17 protein-coding genes are annotated in these 21,448 nt (G+C 39.2%); 4 read left to right on the top strand and 13 right to left on the bottom strand.

The annotated features are described in order from the left end of the window. Positions 1-182 precede the first annotated feature (182 nt). The 5 genes from PYV58_RS01005 to PYV58_RS00985 all read right to left on the bottom strand — a co-directional run bounded on the left by PYV58_RS01005 (position 183) and on the right by PYV58_RS00985 (position 5,061). Positions 183-1,502 (bottom strand): MFS transporter, encoded by a 1,320-nt coding sequence (locus tag PYV58_RS01005; RefSeq protein WP_034612688.1) that lies wholly within the window; start codon positions 1,500-1,502, stop codon positions 183-185. Between the two features lie 54 nt (positions 1,503-1,556). After that, positions 1,557-2,060, bottom strand: a complete 504-nt coding sequence (locus tag PYV58_RS01000; RefSeq protein ID WP_034612691.1) for a GNAT family N-acetyltransferase — start codon at positions 2,058-2,060, stop codon at positions 1,557-1,559. Positions 2,061-2,121: 61 nt separating this feature from the next. Continuing rightward, on the bottom strand, positions 2,122-2,766 hold the full coding sequence (locus PYV58_RS00995) for a trimeric intracellular cation channel family protein (protein ID WP_004816523.1): 645 nt from the start codon (positions 2,764-2,766) through the stop codon (positions 2,122-2,124). 61 nt (positions 2,767-2,827) lie between these two features. Beyond that, positions 2,828-3,295 carry a YchJ family protein gene (locus tag PYV58_RS00990; RefSeq protein WP_004816522.1) on the bottom strand — a complete coding sequence of 156 codons (468 nt, stop codon included), beginning with the start codon at positions 3,293-3,295 and terminating at the stop codon, positions 2,828-2,830. A 182-nt stretch (positions 3,296-3,477) separates the two neighbouring features. Continuing rightward, positions 3,478-5,061: a TerC family protein gene (locus PYV58_RS00985; protein ID WP_034612694.1), complete on the bottom strand. Its 1,584-nt coding sequence runs from the start codon at positions 5,059-5,061 to the stop codon at positions 3,478-3,480. Positions 5,062-5,434: 373 nt separating this feature from the next. On the opposite strand from PYV58_RS00985, the gene PYV58_RS00980 reads away from it, so the two are divergent. Next, positions 5,435-6,067, top strand: a complete 633-nt coding sequence (locus PYV58_RS00980) for a TIGR00730 family Rossman fold protein (RefSeq protein WP_004816519.1) — start codon at positions 5,435-5,437, stop codon at positions 6,065-6,067. A gap of 111 nt (positions 6,068-6,178) precedes the next feature. On the opposite strand, the gene PYV58_RS00975 is transcribed toward PYV58_RS00980, so the two are convergent. Both PYV58_RS00975 and PYV58_RS00970 read right to left on the bottom strand, forming a co-directional pair. Next, positions 6,179-6,532 carry a GlpM family protein gene (locus tag PYV58_RS00975; RefSeq protein WP_034612698.1) on the bottom strand — a complete coding sequence of 118 codons (354 nt, stop codon included), beginning with the start codon at positions 6,530-6,532 and terminating at the stop codon, positions 6,179-6,181. Between the two features lie 100 nt (positions 6,533-6,632). Then, positions 6,633-7,397, bottom strand: coding sequence for a hypothetical protein (locus PYV58_RS00970; RefSeq protein WP_034612701.1), 765 nt, complete (start codon positions 7,395-7,397; stop codon positions 6,633-6,635). A gap of 478 nt (positions 7,398-7,875) precedes the next feature. Here PYV58_RS00970 and uvrA point away from each other — a divergent pair, with 478 nt between their 5' ends. Both uvrA and PYV58_RS00960 read left to right on the top strand, forming a co-directional pair. Further along, complete coding sequence (gene uvrA / locus PYV58_RS00965; RefSeq protein WP_004816511.1) at positions 7,876-10,707, top strand: excinuclease ABC subunit UvrA; 2,832 nt, start codon at positions 7,876-7,878, stop codon at positions 10,705-10,707. A gap of 242 nt (positions 10,708-10,949) precedes the next feature. Then, positions 10,950-11,519: a hypothetical protein gene (locus tag PYV58_RS00960; protein ID WP_034612704.1), complete on the top strand. Its 570-nt coding sequence runs from the start codon at positions 10,950-10,952 to the stop codon at positions 11,517-11,519. A 79-nt stretch (positions 11,520-11,598) separates the two neighbouring features. On the opposite strand, the gene PYV58_RS00955 is transcribed toward PYV58_RS00960, so the two are convergent. Both PYV58_RS00955 and PYV58_RS00950 read right to left on the bottom strand, forming a co-directional pair. Then, positions 11,599-13,311 (bottom strand): GGDEF domain-containing protein, encoded by a 1,713-nt coding sequence (locus tag PYV58_RS00955; protein WP_034612708.1) that lies wholly within the window; start codon positions 13,309-13,311, stop codon positions 11,599-11,601. Positions 13,312-13,597: 286 nt separating this feature from the next. Continuing rightward, positions 13,598-14,443, bottom strand: a complete 846-nt coding sequence (locus tag PYV58_RS00950; protein ID WP_034612711.1) for an OXA-274 family carbapenem-hydrolyzing class D beta-lactamase OXA-668 — start codon at positions 14,441-14,443, stop codon at positions 13,598-13,600. An 879-nt stretch (positions 14,444-15,322) separates the two neighbouring features. Here PYV58_RS00950 and omp33-36 point away from each other — a divergent pair. Further along, positions 15,323-16,207 carry a porin Omp33-36 gene (omp33-36, locus tag PYV58_RS00945; protein WP_034612715.1) on the top strand — a complete coding sequence of 295 codons (885 nt, stop codon included), beginning with the start codon at positions 15,323-15,325 and terminating at the stop codon, positions 16,205-16,207. 73 nt (positions 16,208-16,280) lie between these two features. On the opposite strand, the gene PYV58_RS00940 is transcribed toward omp33-36, so the two are convergent. From PYV58_RS00940 to PYV58_RS00925, 4 genes are all read right to left on the bottom strand, one after another. Further along, complete coding sequence (locus PYV58_RS00940) at positions 16,281-18,248, bottom strand: BCCT family transporter (RefSeq protein WP_275059688.1); 1,968 nt, start codon at positions 18,246-18,248, stop codon at positions 16,281-16,283. Between the two features lie 167 nt (positions 18,249-18,415). After that, positions 18,416-19,096: an ion channel gene (locus PYV58_RS00935; RefSeq protein WP_034612723.1), complete on the bottom strand. Its 681-nt coding sequence runs from the start codon at positions 19,094-19,096 to the stop codon at positions 18,416-18,418. 218 nt (positions 19,097-19,314) lie between these two features. Further along, positions 19,315-21,030, bottom strand: coding sequence for a cation acetate symporter (locus PYV58_RS00930; RefSeq protein WP_004816490.1), 1,716 nt, complete (start codon positions 21,028-21,030; stop codon positions 19,315-19,317). Between the two features lies 1 nt (position 21,031). Continuing rightward, complete coding sequence (locus PYV58_RS00925; RefSeq protein WP_004725226.1) at positions 21,032-21,364, bottom strand: DUF485 domain-containing protein; 333 nt, start codon at positions 21,362-21,364, stop codon at positions 21,032-21,034. Positions 21,365-21,448 lie beyond the last annotated feature (84 nt).

Genomic DNA, 21,448 nt, shown 5'->3' with positions numbered 1-21,448 from the left:
TTCCGCCCTCAATACTGGTCTGATCTATTTGATAATATCGCTATGAATGATTGGTTTTTTTAATTTTAACGTTAGATAAATTAAAATGGCTGAGAGGCAAGATTAACCCTATATCAGCCATTGTATACTTTTTCTTTGTTATCGTTTTTTAGCGCTATGTTTTTATATATTTCAATAAACCACTATAACCCAATCTCTTCTAAGGTCTTACCTTTGGTTTCTTCACCCAAGACCAAAACCACAGCTGCAACAGCGAAAAATACAATCGTAAACATCATAAAGACGGAACTAAATCCATCACTTGCCACCATCATATGGGTCACCACCAACGGTGCGACAATCCCCCCCATACGACCGATTGCAGATGCCCAACCTGAGCCAAAAGCACGAATATTGGTTGGGTATTGTTCAGGTGTATAAGTATATAGCACCCCCCATGCACCCAAATTAAAGAACGACATTAAGCATCCCCACAACATAATCATATTGACTGAAGTCGCTTGACCAAAGAAGTAAGCAGAAAGCGCACACATAGCAATAAAACCAGCGAGTGTTACTTTACGTCCAAGCTTTTCCACCAACCAAGCCGCAGCCACATAACCGGGTAATTGTGCCAAAATCATCCCGAGCACATATTCAAAAGATTGCACAATGGTATAGCCCTGCTTGACCAGCAAACTTGGTAACCAAGTAAAAATGCCATAATAAGAATAGACGATACCAAACCAAATCAACCACAGCATCAAAGTACGACGGGCAAAAGCACCTGACCAAAGCTGTGAAAATGAAATCGTTTGTTTTGCTGAAACAGGTTTGACTTCAATGGTTTCAATCACTTCTACCCCACACTGCCGTTCCAGTTTCTGTACCAGTGCATGGGCTTCTTCAATTCGTCCACGATTAATCAAATAAGGAACCGATTCAGGCACTTTTTTGAGAATCATAAAAACATAAATTGCAGGTAAACCACCAATCAAAAATGCTATATGCCAACCATAATCAGGAATTACAAAATAAGAAATAAGCGCAGCAACAAGCCAGCCAAGTCCCCAGAAACTTTCTAAAAGTACGATAAATCGACCACGTACTTGAGCAGGAATATATTCACTGACCAAAGTCACCGCCACAGGAAGTTGCCCACCCAGCCCTAATCCGACAATAAAACGGAACAGTAACAACCAAGTCAGATTCGGTGCAAAAGCACATAACGCGGTTGCAATGCTATAGGTCACCAAAGTAATCGCAAAGACTGTTCTACGACCAATTCGATCAGCCAAACCACCTGAAAATACAGCACCAATTGCCATACCCACAAAGCCAATGGAGACTACCCAGCCTTTTTCAGTAGGGGTCATTTGCCATTCTTCTGCCATTTTGGTGAGAATAAAGGAGATCAGTCCTGTATCCATGGCATCAAACATCCAGCCCAGTCCGATCACCCAGAGTAAGGTATAGTGAAATTTACCTATGGGTAAGCGTTGTACACGTGATACTAAATCCATAATGCACTCAACAAATATGTAAAAGCAGAAACACCTTTGGCTCGTTGTTTAATTTTAAAGACTGAACAGCAGAATTTCTCCTGCTAGTCCGTCAAAATCTTTAAACTCTTGAGAATGGAAACCATTGTTTATCAATATTTTTCTTGAAGCTATATTTTCGGGATCAATAATAGCCATGAGATCCTTTAAATATGCTTGTTGTTTTGCATGCTCAATTAAAAATGTAACAACCTGACTGGCAATACCTTTCCCCCAATATTCGGGTAAAAGCATATAGCCCAATTCCGCAGTTGTTGCTGTTGGCCGATCCAACTCAAGTTTGGCTAAACCGATAAAGTCATTTGTTTGAGCATCAAGAATTTTATAATTTCCCAATGCTACATCATAGGCATTCTTGGATAAAATCTTGGCAAATTCCGTATGCGCTTCCTCAAGCGTTAATGCTCGTTCGGTAATCATTTGCATGACTTTAATATTTTTGACCAATTCAAAATACACAGCAAAATCTAGCTCAGTAAATTTTTCAAGTTTAAGATTTTGCTGAATCAGATATGACATACCAAGCTCAAAGTTAAACGTAGCGATTCACAGTCAATAGCTGCTGTTCAAGCATCCATTCTTAGGACTCATCTTTAGAAGATGCCGATTGTTCATCATGATCTTTATAGATAAATTTCGGCATTTCCAAACCAAAATAAATCGCCACACAACGTAATGCAAAACCAAAAACTAAAGTAGAAACCACGGTAATTTCAAGCGATAAACCAAAATCTATACAGAACCAATAGAAAATTACCGCAACAAAGGAAATCGACGCATACAGTTCACGACGGAATACCAACGGAACATCATTACACAGAATATCTCGTAGAATACCACCAGATACCCCTGTTAATACCCCAGCAACCGCGGAAACCACAAAACCATGCCCCATTTGCAAGGCAATTTGACAGCCAATAATGGTAAAACCAATTAAGCCTAAAGCATCCAACAATAAGAAAATGGAATGTAAGTGCTTCATCCATTTGGCAATAATAATGGTGACAAAGGCAGCACAGCATGTCAGGACAAGGTATTCAGGATGTTTCACCCAAGTCAGTGGATAATGTCCAAGTAAAACATCTCGCACAGAACCGCCACCGAGTGCAGTGACACAGGCAATCAGTATCACCCCAAACCAGTCCATACTGCGTCGTCCTGCGGACAACGCTCCAGTCATGGCTTCTGCTGTAATGGCTATAATATAAATAATCGTCAGTAACATTGCCCTTCATCCACTGATGGGAAAAGATGCGCGCTATTTTAAGTCAAAAATGAACTAAAAGTTATAAAAATTGTGCGCAACATTGCTTAAATTTTTTGGTGGATCCACAAATACATGGCTGTTTCATGGTGATTGGCTGATCTGTGGTTGGATCTAAGAAATACCATACACCATCATGCTGCACAAAGTGTGAAACTTCATGGTGTATTTGAGCCTGCTGACCATCATGAAAATGTGCTTTAAATTCAACTTGAGCATGATTTTTATCGAGCTTTTCTTGGGCTTGCACCACGTCAAGACTGAGCCATTGATTGGCTTTGCTCCAGTCTGAAATCGCTTTAACATCCAAAGCTTGCTGCTGTCCAAGCGCAGTGGTCTGAACAATATAATCAATCTCATGTTTGGCAAAAGCGCTATAACGCGAACGCATCAACTGTGCTGCTGTCTTGGCTTTGTTCTTCCCCAAATGCAGCGGCTGACAGCATTCAGCATAAAGTGCTGAACCACATGGACAGGATAGATTGGACATGAAAATACTCAAAATCTGAATAGGCTCAATGATAATCCAACCCAGCAGAAAATCGAAACCTATTCTTTCTATATGAATGATGCCATTCAGACATCATTTTAACGATATGGTTTAAATCATTATTTTCAAAAACAAAATAAAAAGAAGCCAGTCTTTCGACTGGCTTCATTACAACAAATCCATTAGGACTCGGCATCTTTAGATTTTGTTAATGCCATAATATGCACCTTCTCAATTTTATGCCCATCCATCGTTACCACTTCAAACTCATAACCATCAACTTGAAGCTTTTGACCATTTTCAGGCAAACGCCCGAGATGGAACAATATATAACCCGAAAGGGTCGAGTATTGTTCTGACTCATTGACTAAATCACGACCTAACAGCAAAGAAACATGACGAATATCGGTTGAACCTTCAAGGATCAACGAACCATCTTCAAGACTTTCCGCAGCAGCTTCTAGTTCATCTTCATCAGGGAACTCGCCTGCGATTGCTTCAAGCACATCAATCGGCGTTGCAATCCCTTCAATTGACCCATATTCATTTAGTACGATCGCCATTTGTAAGGGTGCCTGACGCAGTTGTTCCATCACCATCAACACTTGCGCATTTTCATGCACAATCACAGGCTCGCGTAAGTGTTTTTCAAAATTTAAAACACCCGTTTCGATATAATCATTTAAAACTTTATGGGTTAAAACAATACCCGCGATATTATCCAATTCACCATGCGCCAAAATTAAACGTGAATGTGACATTGCCATCAAATTTTCTTTAATGCTGGCTTCGTCTTCATCCAAATCTAACCATTCTAGTTCAGGGCGCGGTGTCATGACCGATTTTACTGGACGTTCTGATAGCCCCAAGACCCCTTGAACCATAACACTATGGTAAGCGCCATTTTCATCATCAAAAATTTCATCTGCCAGTGCTTGTGTTGCGATCACATCATCCGCTTTACCATTTTGACTATCGGCACTTTTTCCACCTAACATTTTCAATACCGCAGAAGCTGTACGGAAACGTAAGTCGGTCGTTGTCACCATTTTCTCTTGGTTTTTACGCATGGTTTGGTTCATAAACTCGATCAGCACCGAGAAACCAATCGCTGCATATAAATAACCTTTTGGAATGTGATAACCAAAACCTTCGACGATCAATGAGAAACCGATCATCATCAAAAAGCCAAGACATAGAATCACGACTGTTGGGTGCTTATTGACAAAGTCCATCAAGGCTTTTGATGCCCACAGCATAATAGCTACGGCAATCACCACAGCGATCATCATCACTGAAAGTTCTTTCACCATTCCCACCGCGGTGATCACACTGTCTAGGGAGAATACTGCATCTAAAACAACAATTTGGACAATGACCATCCAAAATACAGCATGTACAGGATTTTCTTCTTTAAGATCCTGACCACCTTCAAGACGTTCATGTAGTTCCATTGTGCCTTTAAACAATAAGAACACACCACCAAACAGCAAGATCAGATCACGCCCAGAAAAAGCATGCTCAAAGAGATGGAATAATGGTTCGGTTAATGTCACCACCCATGCAATGGATGCCAGTAACACCATTCGCATACAGAGGGCAAGTAAAAGCCCAATAATCCTTGCTTTATCACGTTGTTCAGGCGGAAGTTTTTCTGCCAAAATTGCAATAAATACAAGGTTATCAATACCCAAAACGATTTCTAAAACAACTAAAGTTGCAAGACCAACCCATGCAGAAGGATCAGACATCCACTCAAGTATCATTGATCTTGCTCCATTGAAAATGTGCAATAGCTATTTTCAGCATGTGTGAACTGTAAATTTCGGAATTGAGAAGAAAACTTTAGTGTATTTTGAACTATTATTTTGTCTAAAGATTGTGCATTTTCGGAGCGACTACAACCACTACCCATGATGATTCATTTGTTGATAAATAAGCGTTAATTATAGGCAATCCAGATAGGAATTTCATCTCATTTATCAGGATTTTTACTGATTTATCTAAAATTAAATACAAAATCAAAGTGATACAAATCATTGCAAAAGCGCCGATAACACAACATGTTTTTGTCACATTTCTTACTTAAAGTAGTAGAAATGTATAAGAACATGATAAGTTAAGGTGAAAAAATAAATTATGAATAGTGTATTGCCTGTAATGATGAATAAACCTTTCGAATTAGATCAACAACAACATAAAGCCACACAATGTTTAATCGCGCTCTATTGTGGCTCCCGACCTGGAAATAATCCCACCTATCGAGAAAAAGCCATCCAACTTGCCCAAGGCATCGCAGAACAAGGTTTTGGAATTGTCTATGGCGGTGCAAGTATTGGCTTAATGGGCCAAGTTGCAGATACGGTCACTGAACATGGCGGTGATGTTGTGGGTGTTATTCCCGAATTTATGCTGGATTATGAAATTGCCCATAACCAATTAACAGAATTACATATTGTACAAAACATGCATGAACGTAAGGCAATGATGGCTGAACGCGCGAGTGCTTTTGTCGCTCTACCTGGTGGTTTTGGTACCTTTGAAGAAATTTTAGAAGTCGCGACATGGGGACAATTGAATCAACATCAAAAACCGATGATGTTATATAACGTCAATGGTTTCTATGACCATTTGATTGCGCAATTAGACCATGCTGTTATTGAAGGCTTTTTACCGCCTCAACATCGGGCAAAACTGATTGTGTGTAATCATGCAGATCAAATTTACAATGCCATTAAGAACCTAGAAAGCCCAAAACAGTTTATTGTTTAAACAGCTGATTATTAAAATATATCCCTAAAAAATGAGCCTTGATCAAAGGCTCATTAACTTTACAATCCACTCAAAAGTATTCATTGCAACTCTTTTTATTGATTCAATACATCATAAAACCGATCCATTCTGAAACAATTGCCATGCATAAATCAAAACAGCAGCAGCCACAATCCAGCATAACGTTGCAATCCCTAAACAAGACCACATCGAAAGCTTAGTTGCCAGTAAATAAACCGTGAACAAATAAATGAAATAAGGTATCAATGACCATAGCCCGAATAAAGCTGTTTGCTTTAAGGCTTCAGCACCTTTTTCCTGCGCCACAATCACATGTGCGATCAATGCAAATGTTGGAAAAAGTGGGACTAAACCTGCAATATAAAATGCCTTACTTTTTGAAAGAATTGAAATCAACAAAACCACTGCTGCACCCAGAATACATTTCAAAAATAAAGACAACATCTAAAATTACTCGAACACATGATCAGTGCAAGAGTTTACGCCAAGCGTGTAAATTTGAAATCTAAAATATTAGAAATTTAATCCGCTATAAGTTAAAGCTTTAAAAAGCGCGTTTTAATTTGCCACGGTTAATAAACGCAACCAAACCCATGACAATCGCCATCACGATAAAAAAGATAAATTTTAGCTCACTTCTACTCAAGTGCGTCTCAGATTTATTCACCTCAGCTTGGGTAAAATCAGCTGGTACTGGAGGCAAAGGTGAGGCATAAGTGGCTGGAATATTTTTAAAATTTAATTCACTGAGTTCAGCAGGCTTTTCCCCCTTGCCCACCAAAACATAAGCCGCAACAATGTCAAAATCCAAAGGATTTTGAATGCCAAATTTCACTTTGGTGGGTTCATAAGTGTTGTATTCAGGGATCCAGTCATTCACTTGACTATAAATACGAATGCTATCTGTTTTTTCCAATATCGGATCTGTAATCAGCTGTTCTGAAGTATCTTCAATGAATGTGTTTAAGCCTTTGAATTGCTTAAATGAATATTGATTTGTTTGCGTCAAATTTTCTGCAATCAGTGTTTGATATACAGTATGCTCACTGGGATTGGCTTTATTTAACAGGCCTTGATTGTCCATGACAAACTCAACTTTTGCAGTAAGTCCCGGATAATTTTGTCGTCCAACCAAATAAACCGCCGTCCAAATCTGATCCCCCGCTTGTACATCTTCTAATTCTAATTCGTACAATTGATTGGGTTTTAAATTTAACACTTGATCAAATAAAACTTGTGAAGTCTCGCCTGCCAAGACATTGCAAGAAAATGCAAAACAAATAACTGATATAATTTTTCGTATATTCATTTTCGAGCCCTCCACAAGTGCGATAGATATCACATATTTTATAATAAAAACAATGGTTAATCACAGAACCTTTGTCTAACAATTCTCTTTTTTAGATAAATGGTTATTGATTCCATCACAGGACCAATCTTAAAGCTGATCTGGTTTATTCGTTCTACCCTATGCAATATCGCAATAAGTACTCAGAAATCAGCACAGCATCTAAAGCTGACTGCATATCTCATTTTTCTTCAATAACTTATTTTAAATAAATTATAGCTTTGATTTTAAATTAGCTGAATGCGACCCTAAAAATTATTGAAAACCATCATAAACATATGAATATTATTATTTTATTGAAAAACTCAAACTCCATCACAGTTTTAAATGGTCAGTTACATGACACAATTTGTCGTTTAAAAACTATTTTTTACAGCTTGAACAAAATTAAATCGCTATCATATACCCCTTTAATTCGCATAATTTCGAGAAAGCTTTTATGAGTCAAAGTCATATCCGTATTCGAGGCGCACGTACCCATAATTTAAAAAATGTGTCACTCGATATTCCACGTGACAAGTTTGTGGTCATCACAGGACTCTCAGGCTCAGGGAAATCATCTCTGGCTTTCGATACCTTATATGCTGAGGGTCAGCGCCGTTATGTCGAATCTTTATCTGCGTATGCACGTCAGTTTCTTTCACAAATGGAAAAGCCTGAAGTTGATTCAATTGAAGGTTTAAGCCCTGCGATTGCGATTGAACAGAAGTCTACCAGCCATAACCCCCGTTCAACCGTGGGAACCATTACTGAAATCTACGACTATTTACGTTTACTGTATGCACGTGTTGGTACACCCTACTGCCCAGAGCACGACTTGCCGATGGTTGCACAGACTGTTTCTGAAATGGTCGATGCAGTGAAAGGACTGGAGGAAGGCACAGCGTTGATGCTCCTTGCGCCGGTTGTTCGTGAGCGTAAAGGTGAATACAGCAACCTGTTTGAGCAATTACAGAGCCAAGGTTTTGTCCGCGCGCGCGTGGATGGTGAAGTGATTGATATCGATACACCACCAGAACTCGATAAAAAGAAAAAGCACACCATTGAAGTTGTGGTTGACCGTTTTAAAGTCCGTGATGATTTAGGTAACCGAATTGCCGAAAGCTTTGAAACTGCCTTACGTTTAGGCAGTGATCTGGCGATTTTATCGTGGATGGGTGGTGAACATCCTGACCGTGTATTTTCAGCAAAACATTCCTGCCCTGAATGCGACCGTGCTGTTGCTGAACTAGAACCACGTCTGTTCTCGTTCAATAACCCATTTGGTGCCTGCCCTGTCTGCGACGGTTTAGGTACCCGTAGTCATTTCAGTGCTGAAAAACTGATTCCAAGCCCAGATGTTTCTATCAGCCAAGGTGCAATCCGTGGCTGGGACAGACAACGTCCATACTATTACAGCATGATTCAGAAAGTTGCAGATCATTTTGGCTTTTCTTTAGACACGCCTTGGAATGAACTCGACGCTGATACGAAAAAGAAATTTCTTTACGGTACAGGCAAAGAAAAAGTTGATCTTAGCTATATCGATGAGCGTGGTCGTAAACACAATCGGGTACAACCTTTTGAAGGTATTTTGCCTCATTTAGAGCGTCGTTATCGTGAAACTGAATCTAATTATGTCCGTGATGATCTGGCGCAGTACTTATCCAATGCCGCTTGTGATGCTTGTGGCGGCTCACGTTTAAATGAAATTTCACGTCATGTCCGTGTTAAAGACAAAACCATTGCCCAAATTACCAAAATGTCGATTGGTGATGCTGAAAGCTACTATCAAGATTTAAATCTTGAAGGTGCCAAAGGTGAAATTGCCGATAAAATTTTTAAAGAAATTCGCGAGCGTTTGCACTTCCTTGTATCAGTCGGTTTAAATTATTTAAGCCTATCTCGCTCTGCTGAAACACTTTCAGGTGGTGAAGCACAACGTATCCGCCTAGCCTCACAAATTGGTGCTGGTCTAATGGGGGTGATGTACGTTTTAGATGAGCCATCCATTGGGTTACACCAACGCGATAATGATCGTTTATTGGAAACACTGGTTCGTTTGCGTGATCTGGGCAATACAGTTTTAGTGGTTGAGCATGATGAAGATGCAATCCGTGCAGCCGACCATATTATTGATATTGGTCCGGGTGCTGGTGTGCATGGTGGTCATATCATTGCCGAAGGAACCTATGATGAACTTGCAGCCAATGAGAACTCTCTAACAGGAAAATACCTCTCTGGTAAGTTAAAAATTGCAGTGCCCAAAGAGCGAGTTAAACCGCCTAAGCCTGAAGAACAAATTAAACTGATGGGCGCATCAGGGCATAACTTACAAAATGTTGATTTGACGATTCCTTTAGGTGTAATGACTTGTGTGACAGGTGTTTCAGGTTCAGGTAAATCCACCTTAATTAACCGTACCCTGTTACCACTTGCAGCGACGCAATTAAATGGTGCAACCACCTTAACTGCTGAAAAGTTTGATTCGATTGATGGCTTACAGTTCCTTGATAAAGTGGTAGACATTGACCAAAGTCCGATTGGGCGTACTCCACGTTCCAACCCAGCGACATATACCGGTTTGTTTACCCCGATTCGTGAATTGTTTGCACAAACCCCTGAAGCTAAAGCCCGTGGTTATGCTGCAGGTCGTTTCTCGTTTAACGTCAAAGGCGGGCGCTGTGAGGTGTGTGAGGGGGATGGTATGATCAAAGTTGCCATGCACTTCTTACCCGATATGTACGTGCCTTGTGATAACTGTCATGGTCAGCGTTATAACCGTGAAACCTTAGAAGTTGGTTATAAAGGCAAGAATATTTCTGATGTATTGGAAATGACCGTCGAAGATGCGATGCATTTCTTTGATGCAATCCCAGTGATTCACCGTCGTTTGGAAACCTTAAACCAAGTCGGGTTAGGCTATATCCGCTTAGGTCAGTCTGCAACAACGCTATCTGGTGGTGAAGCGCAACGGGTCAAACTGGCACGTGAGCTGGCAAAACGCGATACAGGTAAAACCTTGTATGTACTGGATGAGCCAACCACTGGTTTGCATTTCCATGATATTGCCAAACTGCTCGATATTCTTCATGAACTACGCAATAAGGGCAATACCATTGTGGTGATTGAGCATAATCTCGATGTGATTAAGACGGCGGACTGGGTGATTGATTTAGGCCCTGAAGGTGGCGCAGGGGGTGGTCAGATTATTGCGGAAGGTACCCCAGAACAAGTGGTGAAATCTAAAGTTTCACATACAGCGAAGTTCTTAAAGCCGTTGTTGAAGTAATTCCCTGCATCTTCCCCTCCCTCCTTTAAATAAGGGGGGGAGTTTCTCTTTATCCCACAGGACTTAGGGGGAGATTAATCATCTAAGCTCGAAATTAAATAACTCATATAATTTTTATAAAACTCAGATTCGCGCCTTTATATTCCAACAATCATTGGCTTAATTTGAGGATTTGCTGAGCAAATTTTGCATTTCTAATTTAAACAAGGCAAGATCAATGCATAGCACAGGATATTTTCCTTATGAAGCTTTTTTACTTATGCTTTTTAGTCCCAAGTATCTGTTTATTCAACAGTTGTAGTATAAACATTGCCGGTGGTAATGGCAGACCTGACAATCCTTATTTTATCACCACCCAACCCTTACTAATTAAAAAAATACAGCTTCCTGTTGGCTCTACTTTGACCTACGAAAAACAGGGCTTTAAAACCGGTAGACAAAGTCAGTTAATGAATGAAAGTCAACTGCAAAGCATCTCAATGCCGAGTGGACAAACCATCACTTGGGGTGGTGTACCAATCAGTGCAATCAACAAATTCACCAACTCAGAAATGCGCGGCTTTAGCCTTAAAGCAGAATTTAAGCAGCTTGCTCCCAATCAAAACTCTGGCTTCTCCAAACAGTGGCAACGTTGTGGTGATGATCTGGGGATTGGTATTAAAAATACAGAGGATTGGTCTTTTAATCTCAATAATATTGTTGATGTAGAAAGCTGTAGTGTACTGTATCAACGTCACTTTCAAGACAATCCAGAACAGCAACGATTTTTAAATCAATTGTATGCTGAGTTACGTAAAGTCACTGCAAAATAATTCAATATTCTTATCATTGAATACTGATGATAAATCAATATTTTCAAACCGATTAATCATCATCAAGATATCCTATCGATCATCCCACGACTTTATTTCGACCTTGTGCTTTGGCCTTAAATAGCGATGCATCTGCCCGATTAAACAAAGCTTCCCAACTTTCTGCCCCAGTTGCCACGCCAATACTGACAGAAACATTCAGCTGTTCGTTAGACATTGAACTGTTAAAATTTAACCGTGAGACATCAGCCAAAATGCTTTCAGAAATTTGCAACGCCCAATCCCATTGAATACGATCAATCAAAATCAAAAACTCATCGCCACCAAAACGTACAATCAAATCAGATTGCGCAATATTTGCTTTTAAACATCGAGCAATTTCAACAATAACCGAATCACCTAAAATATGCCCAAAGCGATCATTCACATATTTAAAATTATCAATATCCACCATGATCAAGGTCAACTCTTGAAACCGCTCGGTTTGTGTCGCAATATTTTTTAAATAAACATCTAAAGCCAATCGATTTGAGACACCGGTTAAACTGTCAGTGTTGGCGCTATTTTGTAATTGAAATTCAAAAGCATCACGTTGCTTGAGCATTTCTTTTAATTTATCAAGCGCATCAGTTAGGGTATGCACCTCTTTGGTTTGTATCGAAGCATCCCCTAGATAATCACGTTCTTGTACTTGAGACAGTTCCAAAATCATATTTCTTGCATATATCAAGGGTTCAAATAACTTTTTACGTGTATATAACATCGTAAAAACTGCGACCGACAATGACAAAAGAGAAATAAAGAGCGTGATAAAAAATTGACGTTGCTCCGATTCCATTCGATGACGTGCACTTAAGGCATGAGTTTCAAGTAGATATTTTTGTAAATTTACCACCGTGGTAAACTTATCCACGATTGCATCTGTCAGTTGGTTTGCCGTTAAAAAATAAGGCTGCTGATTTCTACTCTCTTGCACCAAACGATTTACGATGGGTAAACCTTGGTCAATAAATTGAGTTTTCACCTGACCATATAAATAAAGATACTCTGGCGTTTTTAAAGACTCTATTTGCATGGTATCCATCAAACGCCATAAGTATTTAACCTGTTCTTGCGTTTGTAATGAGCGTGCTTTGTTATATTCAGGCAGTGGTTCGGAAAAGCTCAGGGGTGCCATGATGTTAGACGCAACTCGTCCAGATTGATCTCGTAAATCAGCCAATATCAGCACAATTGAAGCATAATCCGTCACATCACTATTATTCTTTTTTGAATGGTTAATTAATTGCTGCAACATGGCTCTACAACTGTCCCATGCCCGAAACATTCCCTGAATCACTTGATCCATTTGCACCGAATTACGTTCTTTTAATGGTAAGGCTAAATAAGCATCGACTTGTTTGCGGGCGATGTTCAAATCATGTCTTAACTGAACATCAACTTGATCCGCCAAACTGGTAAACCCCGCCTTGTTTAAGGTCTCGACGGTTAAATTAATCTGCTGATCTACGTCCTTACGATAGTCCTGTAATTCTTTTATTCTGTCTGGAAAATTTGCTGTCGTGCTCGACATTGCTTTATTTGTTGGCGCTCTTTCCCGTGAAATTTTATTGGATGTTTCAGCAAAAACTTGCAAGGCTTGAATATTGACTAAAGCTCGATTTGCTCGGCTATACTCTCGATAATTACTGATGATTTGTGGAACAGCAATCAACAAAACAGACAAAATGATGACTGACATGAGGATAAGCAAACGCGTGCTTATTTGTTCTGATCTGAGTTCATGCACCATCACCATGGTCCTGTGGGAAGTTATATCGCTATAAAGCTAAAGAAATTTTGTTTATATTATAGAATATATACACATAAACTACTCCACATAATCAAGTTTAATCTACAGCGTTCAACGCCTTTATATTATCGTTTTTATAGATGAGTAATATTCAAAATTCACATTTTACATATAAATAGAATTTGCATAAAATTGGACTTAGATAGAAATTCTCATGATTTGAAAATATACCTTTTTTATTGCCCAGTTTCCCCCAATAAACTGGGCATTTTTTTATCTACTGCATTTATCTCAAATAAAAGAATAAGCCTAATTTATCCAAGATACTTAATGTCAGTTGCTTGCGTTCAGCAGGATCATCCCCTGTCTGCATGTGCATATTTAAAGCAAAAGCGGTGATCTGACCATTCGGCTGTTCCACCCATCCCGTATACCAACCCACTTGTGGCTCCACATCCATTCCCCATCCACTTTTGGCATAAAGCTTGGAATCACCCCGTCTTTCGACATAGAGCATATCTTTAACTTGTTGCTGTACAGCATCATCAAAAGGCAATGTTTTCTTTGCCAATTGATAAGCAAATTTAGCTTCTTGCTCTGGGGTAATTTTCAATGGGCCGACTAGCCAGAAATTATCTACCTGTTGACCAATTTGTGTATTGCCAAAACCAACACGCTTGACTTCTTTACTCATCAAATCCAAGCCAATACGTCGTGCCAACTCCTGATATACAGGTACGGCTGAAGCCTGCATTGCTTGTGCCAAGGTCATATCTTTTTCCCATGCAGGAAAAGATCTTTTTTCTCCATTCCACTTAAATACTTCTGTATTCGTCGCTTTCGCATGTTGCAAACCAATTAAGGCATTCAACATTTTAAAAGTAGAGGCTGGAATATAGGCAGTCTTGGCTCTATTTAAATCATTCCCATAACGTTTAAATTGAGTTCCATCATAAGTCACAAAGACGGCTTGAGTTTGCGCATAATTAAACAACAACGGGATTTCACTTGTTCTTTGTGATGACGCTGGATCATGCAAATTGGCATTAGAAACACAACCTGAAAATGCCACACTACTCAGAATGATCAATACACTGCTTTTTATTTTAGATTTAAATCGGTAATTACTCATAAACTTTACTTAGGCATTGACTCAATCTGAAATAGTGTAGATGAGCCCATGAATTATTTTTTAAATTGAATGTAAGAAAATATTTACAGGTGCAATATATTGGTGCATAATGCACTTCATTAGGGCAATTTATTAATATTCCTCAGCAGAATTTATTGATTTGCTCCAGATTTTGGCGAAAAATCCCAGTTTTCTTTGAAAATTGGGATTTTTTTTGGCAAGAATCATGCCAACACAATTCATCTTTTGCTTAATTATGCTACATATTGGTGCAATACTTTTATTGTCTGTTTAATGCGATTTGCTTTGAATTTTTAAATAAAAAAAAGCCCAACCTTGGGGAAAGCTGGGCATATAAACTCAAAATCTCAAAAAAATTCATTTAAAATGAATGAACTTTATTGACTCATTATTCAAAATATCTTTTACTTTGTAAAACCTATTAAATTGATCGGATATAAATAAATTATCGTTTTTATGAATAATTGAGAATAAAACAACAATATTCACATGAAATGATTATACAATCACAAATTAATTCTAAAAATAAGCAGAATTTAATGACATTTTCTTGACATTGATCGCAAAACAACCATCGGTAATATCGATTAAAAAACACAAATAAACAGTAAAATGAATGTATTAATTTAACAATTTGATATCTGTTTTATATGAAATAAAACTTTTGTCTGAATTTAGTCTGTTGTTCTAATTAAGTTTTTTTCTAGGTTGACGTAAAGCTGTTCAAATGTACGTTTTTTAAACAATGTAAATTTCATGTATCTACTTTGTAAACAGTGGCCTTAAACGTCATTGACTTAATATCTTGTTACAATACAATGCCGTCTGTTTCACCAATTTCTCCTATTGGAAAAGATTATGAAAAAACTCGGTTTAGCCACTGCTTTATTATTAGCCATGACCGGCGCTCAAGCATACCAATTTGAAATTCAAGGTCAATCAGAGTATATCGATACAACTGAAAATGACAAAGATTTCACTGGTGGTTTGCAAGGTACTTACTACTTCAAAAATGTTGACTCTTCAAAAGGTCCATTGGCTGAAGCAGCGTTCTTAAACCAAGCATCAAATGTTTCTTTAGCATATAACTATGGCGAATTAGACGCTGGTGTAGTTGCACATAACTACGGCGCTAAAGCTGAACTTTATGTTCCTACTCCATATGTACCTGCATACGCAAGTGCTTCTTATAGCCACACAATCCTTGACGGTAAAAATGGCTTGCCAAATGATCAAGGCGATCGTTTTGCATTAGAAGTGGGTGCTCTTCCTACTCAAAACTTCTTAGTCGCTGTTGGTTATACTAACGTTGCTGACCAAGTTGCTTTAGATGCATTCAATGTTATGGGTAACGGCGTTGCTAAAGCGACTGCTGAAGCTGCAACAATTGGTGAAGACCAAGACGCAATCACTGCACGTGCTAAATACGTTGGCGGTATTGACGGTACAAATATGTCTTTAGCGTTTGAATCAGGCATCATCTATGGTGATGCGACTGCATACCAGTTTAAAACTGATTTCTATTTGAACCCACAATTAAGCGTTGGTGCTTCTTACGCAGCGTCTAGCTACGAAGGTACGCCTGATTCAGCTTGGGGTGCAAACGTAAACTACTTCATCACGCCTGCGATTGCAGTTGGTGCAAGCTACGTAAATGCAAACTACGAAAACAATAAAGGCCAAGCAATTTCGTATGTTGGTGATACGCAAACTGTTGGCTTAAACGCTAAATTCCGTTTCTAAGTTGCTTAGAAATTGAATCAAAAAGGACTCATACGAGTCCTTTTTTATTGCCTTTGTTTTTTAAATAAACAACTTAGTTTCTCAGTACATTTAAGAAATGTAGATGGCGTTCATATTGATCAATGATGTCTTGAATCAAGTCTTCTTGCGTCCACTCCATTACATCATAGTTTTGACCACCTTCTCTTAAAAATATTTCTGCTTGATAAAAATCATCGGTTTCCTGATGTTCTTCATTCATCATAAAGCTTGGCGCAACCATTTTGCGTGCAATGACTTTATAGATAAAATTGAACTCATCATGATGATCCACACTCAGTTGAACACCGTCTTCGGTTTCTTTAATCACCACATTTAAATCACGGCGTTTAAACTCAAAACGAATACTTTCAAAAGCCTTAATCACATCAATCTGAATATAATGTTGTACTTCAGCTAACGTATGCGGATAGTGCATGATTAAGCCCAAACGTTGCTGCCAACTACGTGGGTTTTGCACAGCTCTCGGCGTGATTCTTGCCACTTGTAAAGCCTGCATCTTGGTGACATCTAAGCGCAATGCTTTGACTAAGCCCCAACACAACAACAGCATAATAAAGGTGAATGGTAAGGCACTCATCATGGTGGCCGATTGTAGTGCGCCTAGCCCACCAACCATTAATAGGAGGATCGACAAGACCGCCATTAAAACAGTCCAGAACAAGCGTTGCCATATCGGCGAATTTTCTGTTTTCGCAGTGAGATAATCGGTCACCAATGCACCAGAATCCGCAGAGGTAACAAAGAACAATACCACCAGCAGTGTCGCAATAAGACTAAACACACCTGAAAAAGGCAGGTGGGTTAAAAACTCAAACAATGCAACTGATGAATCTTTTTGTACCGCAGAAATCAGCCCCGTCTGCCCTTGTTCCATAATACTAAACAAGGCAGCATTGCCAATAAATCCCATCCAGATCAAGGTAAAGCCTGTCGGAATAAGCAGTACACCGACAATAAACTCTCGAATGGTTCGACCTTTTGAAACACGCGCAATAAACATACCGACAAATGGTGACCAAGAAATCCACCATGCCCAATACATAATGGTCCACCCCCCAATCCAGCCATTCGATTGATAAGCATATAAATTAAAGGTCATGCTAAACAAATTCGAAATATACTGCCCAGCGTTTTGAATGGTTGCTTGCAGGATATAAATACTGGAACTGGCAAGGAATACAAAGCCCAGTAATACCAAGGCTAAAATTAGATTCAGTTCAGAAAGTCGTTTGATTCCCTTATCTAATCCAAGGAAAACCGACAATGAAGCCAGCGTACTCACCACAATAATTAAAAAGATTTGGGTGCTAATATTACTTTCCCAGCCAAATAAATAATTTAAGCCAGAGTTAATTTGCGTTACCCCAAATCCTAACGTGGTAGCTACACCAAATACGGTACCAATGGTGGCAAAGGTATCGACCGCATCTCCGATTGGACCATGAATTCGTTGGCCAATAATCGGAAATAAACCCGAACGAACTTTGAGTGGCAAGTTATAGCGAAAAGCAAAATAAGCCAGCGTTAAACCCACAACCGCATAGATAGCCCAAGCATGTAAGCCCCAATGGAAAAAGGTAATTCTCATTGCTTCTTGGGCAGATTCAATGGTTTGTGGATCACCGGCAGGTGGATTGACATAATGCATGACAGGTTCTGCAACACTGAAGAACATTAACCCGATCCCCATACCCGCAGTAAATAGCATGGCAAACCATGACCCATTACTATACTCAGGCTGGCTATGATCAGGTCCAAGCTTGATTTTACCCATGTCAGAAAAGGCAATAAAAATCAGCACAATTAAAAATATTGCGACAGATAAAACATAGAACCAACTAAATGAATCGGTGATCCAGCGGTTCATCCTTTGAGTAATCAGTTCAAAGGCATTTGGTGCAAAGACAACAACGGCTAAAAAAAGCGCAATAATTCCAACAGTGCTCAAGAAAACATTTGGATTGACATTGTCAAACCAAGTGATTTTTTTGGAAGGCATATTTCCTCCAGGTTTTTATACTCAATGGACAGACTTTTTAAAGTCAAAAAAAGGCATTCACAGGTGTGAAAAAAGACGAATCCTGTAGAACAGCGATTGGATTCAGGCCACATTATAATTTAAATTAACATTTTCAACAATTTACTAAATGTAACAAGATCATTAGCTCATGATTTTGGTTTATTTTCAATATATTGCAAGGCAATCATCCGTGAGACGATCAGGGCAAAATACATCACACCACAGAACATTTGCAACATTGAAATCACCCGCGCAGCAGGTGCAACAGGAATCAAATCGGACAATCCCGTTGCCGATTGCAAACTAAAACTAATGAACAATAAATCCAGCCAAGATTGGTAGTCCGCAACATGATTTGGGTTTTGAAAACTCTGCGGAACCAGCAATTGACAAATACTGTATAAGAAGGCAAATCCCCATGCGATCAGGGTAAATACCGCACCCGCAGCAAACAGTTCATCTTTGGTTAAATAACGATCTGCAAACATATAGCGGATTAGGCCATATGCTGCACAAAAATAAGCAGCTGCTTCAAATGAATGTGCAAAGATTTGCAAAGTAACAGAATGAAAACCGATCAGCATCAGAAAGGACAGTACAAATGCCCCCGTGACAAAAGTTAAGCCCAACAGTGTAAATGTCGGTGTTTGTCGAATCACTTTGGCAATAATCAGTAATGCAGAGACACCGAGTAACCAAGTTAAAATTTGATAACTTCTGCTGGCATTGGTATAGACAGATAAAACTAAAATAAGCAGTTGGACCAACAATAACCATGCTGACGGTAATTGTTTAAAACCTTTCCAAAATTCGATCATTGAACGCATATTTTCTGATTCTGATTGTTCTTTTAAACATTCAAATTAACATATTCATGGGGTTTCTTAAATCCTTTCAATTTTTCGTGATAATTCAACTGATCTATCAGCATAAAACAAGCTTTATATCGCTTAAAAGCTGAAACTGGGATGATGGAGTTCTGGCTTTGCATCGCCCATAAAAAAACACCTTCGAGAAGGTGTTTTTTAAGCTGATCTCAAATCACTTAGTGATCTGAAGCACCAGAGATACCAATACCTGTTTGTGAACGTACAAACTGTGCATCAAATGCTTTGCGCTCTGCTTCTGCACGTGCAGATTTGTCTGTCACAGAGAACAACCAGCAGCAGATGAATGCTAATGGCATAGCAAAGATTGCAGGACCATTGAATGAGTTGATCGGAGTATCAGAGATTTTTAATGTGTCTACCCAAACTGCTTTAGATAAGATAATTAAAGTCACCGCTGTCACTAGACCGACAACACCACCTACAACAGCACCACGTGTAGTTAAGCCTTTCCAGAACATTGAAAGAACCAATACTGGGAAGTTTGCACACGCCGCGACAGAGAATGCTAAACCCACCATGAAGGCAACGTTTTGCTTCTCGAACAAAATACCTAAAATCATCGCAAAAATCGCAAGACCAAGTGTTGCAATCTTCGACATACGTAATTCAGATTCAGGGGTAGTTTGACCTTTTTTCAGTACGTTTGCGTACAAGTCATGTGAAATTGCTGAAGCACCTGACAATGTCAAACCTGCAACTACCGCAAGAATCGTTGCAAATGCAACTGCTGAAATAAAGCCCATGAACAGATCGCCACCCACTGCATCTGCAAGGTGTACCGCTGCCATGTTGTTACCGCCAACTAATTCTAGTTTGCCAGTTACAGCCATTTTAGCAACATCAATAAATTGTGGGTTGTTTGATACGAAAAGGATCGCACCGAAACCAATAATGAAAGTTAATAAATAGAAGTAACCAATGAAGCCTGTTGCAACAACCACAGATTTACGCGCTTCTTTAGCATCTTTAACTGTAAAGAAACGCATAAGAATGTGTGGTAAACCTGCTGTACCAAACATGAGTGCTAAACCAAGTGACAAAGCATCGAGTGGGTTTTTCGCCAAACTGCCTGGTCCCATAATTTTGGTTGCATCATCAAGACTGACATCATGTACTTTTGCAAATACATCAATAGACTGTCTGAACATTTCAGAGAAGCTATAACCGACAGAATGCATCACCATGAACGCCATGAATGTTGCACCTGAAAGTAACATCACTGCTTTAATGATCTGTACCCAAGTTGTTGCCAACATGCCACCGAAGATCACATAAGCCATCATCAGAAGACCAACAATCACAACTGCGATGTTATAGTTCAAACCAAATAACAGTTTGATCAGCTGACCAGCACCCACCATTTGAGCAATCAAATAGAAAGCCACAACAACAAGCGAACTGATTGCTGCAAGTGTACGTACTGGTTTTTCTTCTAAACGGAACGAAACCACGTCAGACAGGTTATATTTACCTAAGTTACGTAGGCGCTCAGCAACCAAGAACAATACGATTGGCCAGCCAACCATGAAACCCAGTGAATAAAGCAAGCCATCAAAGCCTGAGCTAAACACCAATGCAGAAATACCCAAGAACGATGCAGCAGACATATAGTCACCTGCAATCGCTAAACCATTTTGGAAACCAGAGATACCACCACCAGCGGTATAGAAGTCTGCAGTATTGGTGGTTTGTTTTGCAGCCCATTTGGTAATAAATAAGGTTAAACCAACAAAAATTGCAAACATAATGATTGCATGCCAGTTGGTCGCTTGCTGCTGAGCTTCACCTAAATCTGGGCCTGCTTGTGCAACAGTAGAAAGCAGTGCAGTAGATGCAAGAGCTGCTTTAGTCTTTAAAGAGTTCCATTTCATCTTAGTGCAGTCCTTTTTCGTGGGCGATTGCTTCGACTTCTTTCATTGCATCTGCATTCAATTGATCCAATTTATTGTTGGCAATATATGAGTACACACCACACAATACGAAAGATAAAACAATAATTCCTAGACCTAAAGGAATTCCCCAAGTGGTGATACCACCACTAAATGAACTCATTAAAAATTCTTTGTTATAGCCAACTAAAAGCATAAATCCAACATAAACGAACAACATAATTGCAGTTAATGTCCAGCTTAATTTACTTTTTTTAGCAACCATTTCCTTGAATTTTGGATTTTGTAGAATCGCCTCTACCTGTCTCTCATCCATAACCATGCTCCTTGATAAGCGACCAGAACGCTGGTTGCTTTTTTTAGTCTTTTTTTACATGGTCAAAATTAACAATATTGTGGG

Origin of the sequence: Acinetobacter sp. TAC-1, assembly GCF_029025845.1 — a bacterium.
Classification (GTDB): Bacteria; Pseudomonadota; Gammaproteobacteria; order Pseudomonadales; family Moraxellaceae; genus Acinetobacter; species Acinetobacter guillouiae.
Note: the sequence above shows the minus strand (reverse complement) of the source record. Positions and strands in the feature narration are given on the sequence as shown.

Bases quoted from the DNA above. Each gene is read 5' to 3' on its own strand.
- PYV58_RS01005 (WP_034612688.1), bottom strand. From the start codon at position 1,502: ATGGATTTAGTATCACGTGTACAACGCTTACCCATAGGTAAATTTCAC.
- PYV58_RS01000 (WP_034612691.1), bottom strand. From the start codon at position 2,060: ATGTCATATCTGATTCAGCAAAATCTTAAACTTGAAAAATTTACTGAG.
- PYV58_RS00995 (WP_004816523.1), bottom strand. From the start codon at position 2,766: ATGTTACTGACGATTATTTATATTATAGCCATTACAGCAGAAGCCATG.
- PYV58_RS00990 (WP_004816522.1), bottom strand. From the start codon at position 3,295: ATGTCCAATCTATCCTGTCCATGTGGTTCAGCACTTTATGCTGAATGC.
- PYV58_RS00985 (WP_034612694.1), bottom strand. From the start codon at position 5,061: ATGATACTTGAGTGGATGTCTGATCCTTCTGCATGGGTTGGTCTTGCA.
- PYV58_RS00980 (WP_004816519.1), top strand. From the start codon at position 5,435: ATGAATAGTGTATTGCCTGTAATGATGAATAAACCTTTCGAATTAGAT.
- PYV58_RS00975 (WP_034612698.1), bottom strand. From the start codon at position 6,532: ATGTTGTCTTTATTTTTGAAATGTATTCTGGGTGCAGCAGTGGTTTTG.
- PYV58_RS00970 (WP_034612701.1), bottom strand. From the start codon at position 7,397: ATGAATATACGAAAAATTATATCAGTTATTTGTTTTGCATTTTCTTGC.
- uvrA (WP_004816511.1), top strand. From the start codon at position 7,876: ATGAGTCAAAGTCATATCCGTATTCGAGGCGCACGTACCCATAATTTA.
- PYV58_RS00960 (WP_034612704.1), top strand. From the start codon at position 10,950: ATGAAGCTTTTTTACTTATGCTTTTTAGTCCCAAGTATCTGTTTATTC.
- PYV58_RS00955 (WP_034612708.1), bottom strand. From the start codon at position 13,311: ATGGTGCATGAACTCAGATCAGAACAAATAAGCACGCGTTTGCTTATC.
- PYV58_RS00950 (WP_034612711.1), bottom strand. From the start codon at position 14,443: ATGAGTAATTACCGATTTAAATCTAAAATAAAAAGCAGTGTATTGATC.
- omp33-36 (WP_034612715.1), top strand. From the start codon at position 15,323: ATGAAAAAACTCGGTTTAGCCACTGCTTTATTATTAGCCATGACCGGC.
- PYV58_RS00940 (WP_275059688.1), bottom strand. From the start codon at position 18,248: ATGCCTTCCAAAAAAATCACTTGGTTTGACAATGTCAATCCAAATGTT.
- PYV58_RS00935 (WP_034612723.1), bottom strand. From the start codon at position 19,096: ATGCGTTCAATGATCGAATTTTGGAAAGGTTTTAAACAATTACCGTCA.
- PYV58_RS00930 (WP_004816490.1), bottom strand. From the start codon at position 21,030: ATGAAATGGAACTCTTTAAAGACTAAAGCAGCTCTTGCATCTACTGCA.
- PYV58_RS00925 (WP_004725226.1), bottom strand. From the start codon at position 21,364: ATGGATGAGAGACAGGTAGAGGCGATTCTACAAAATCCAAAATTCAAG.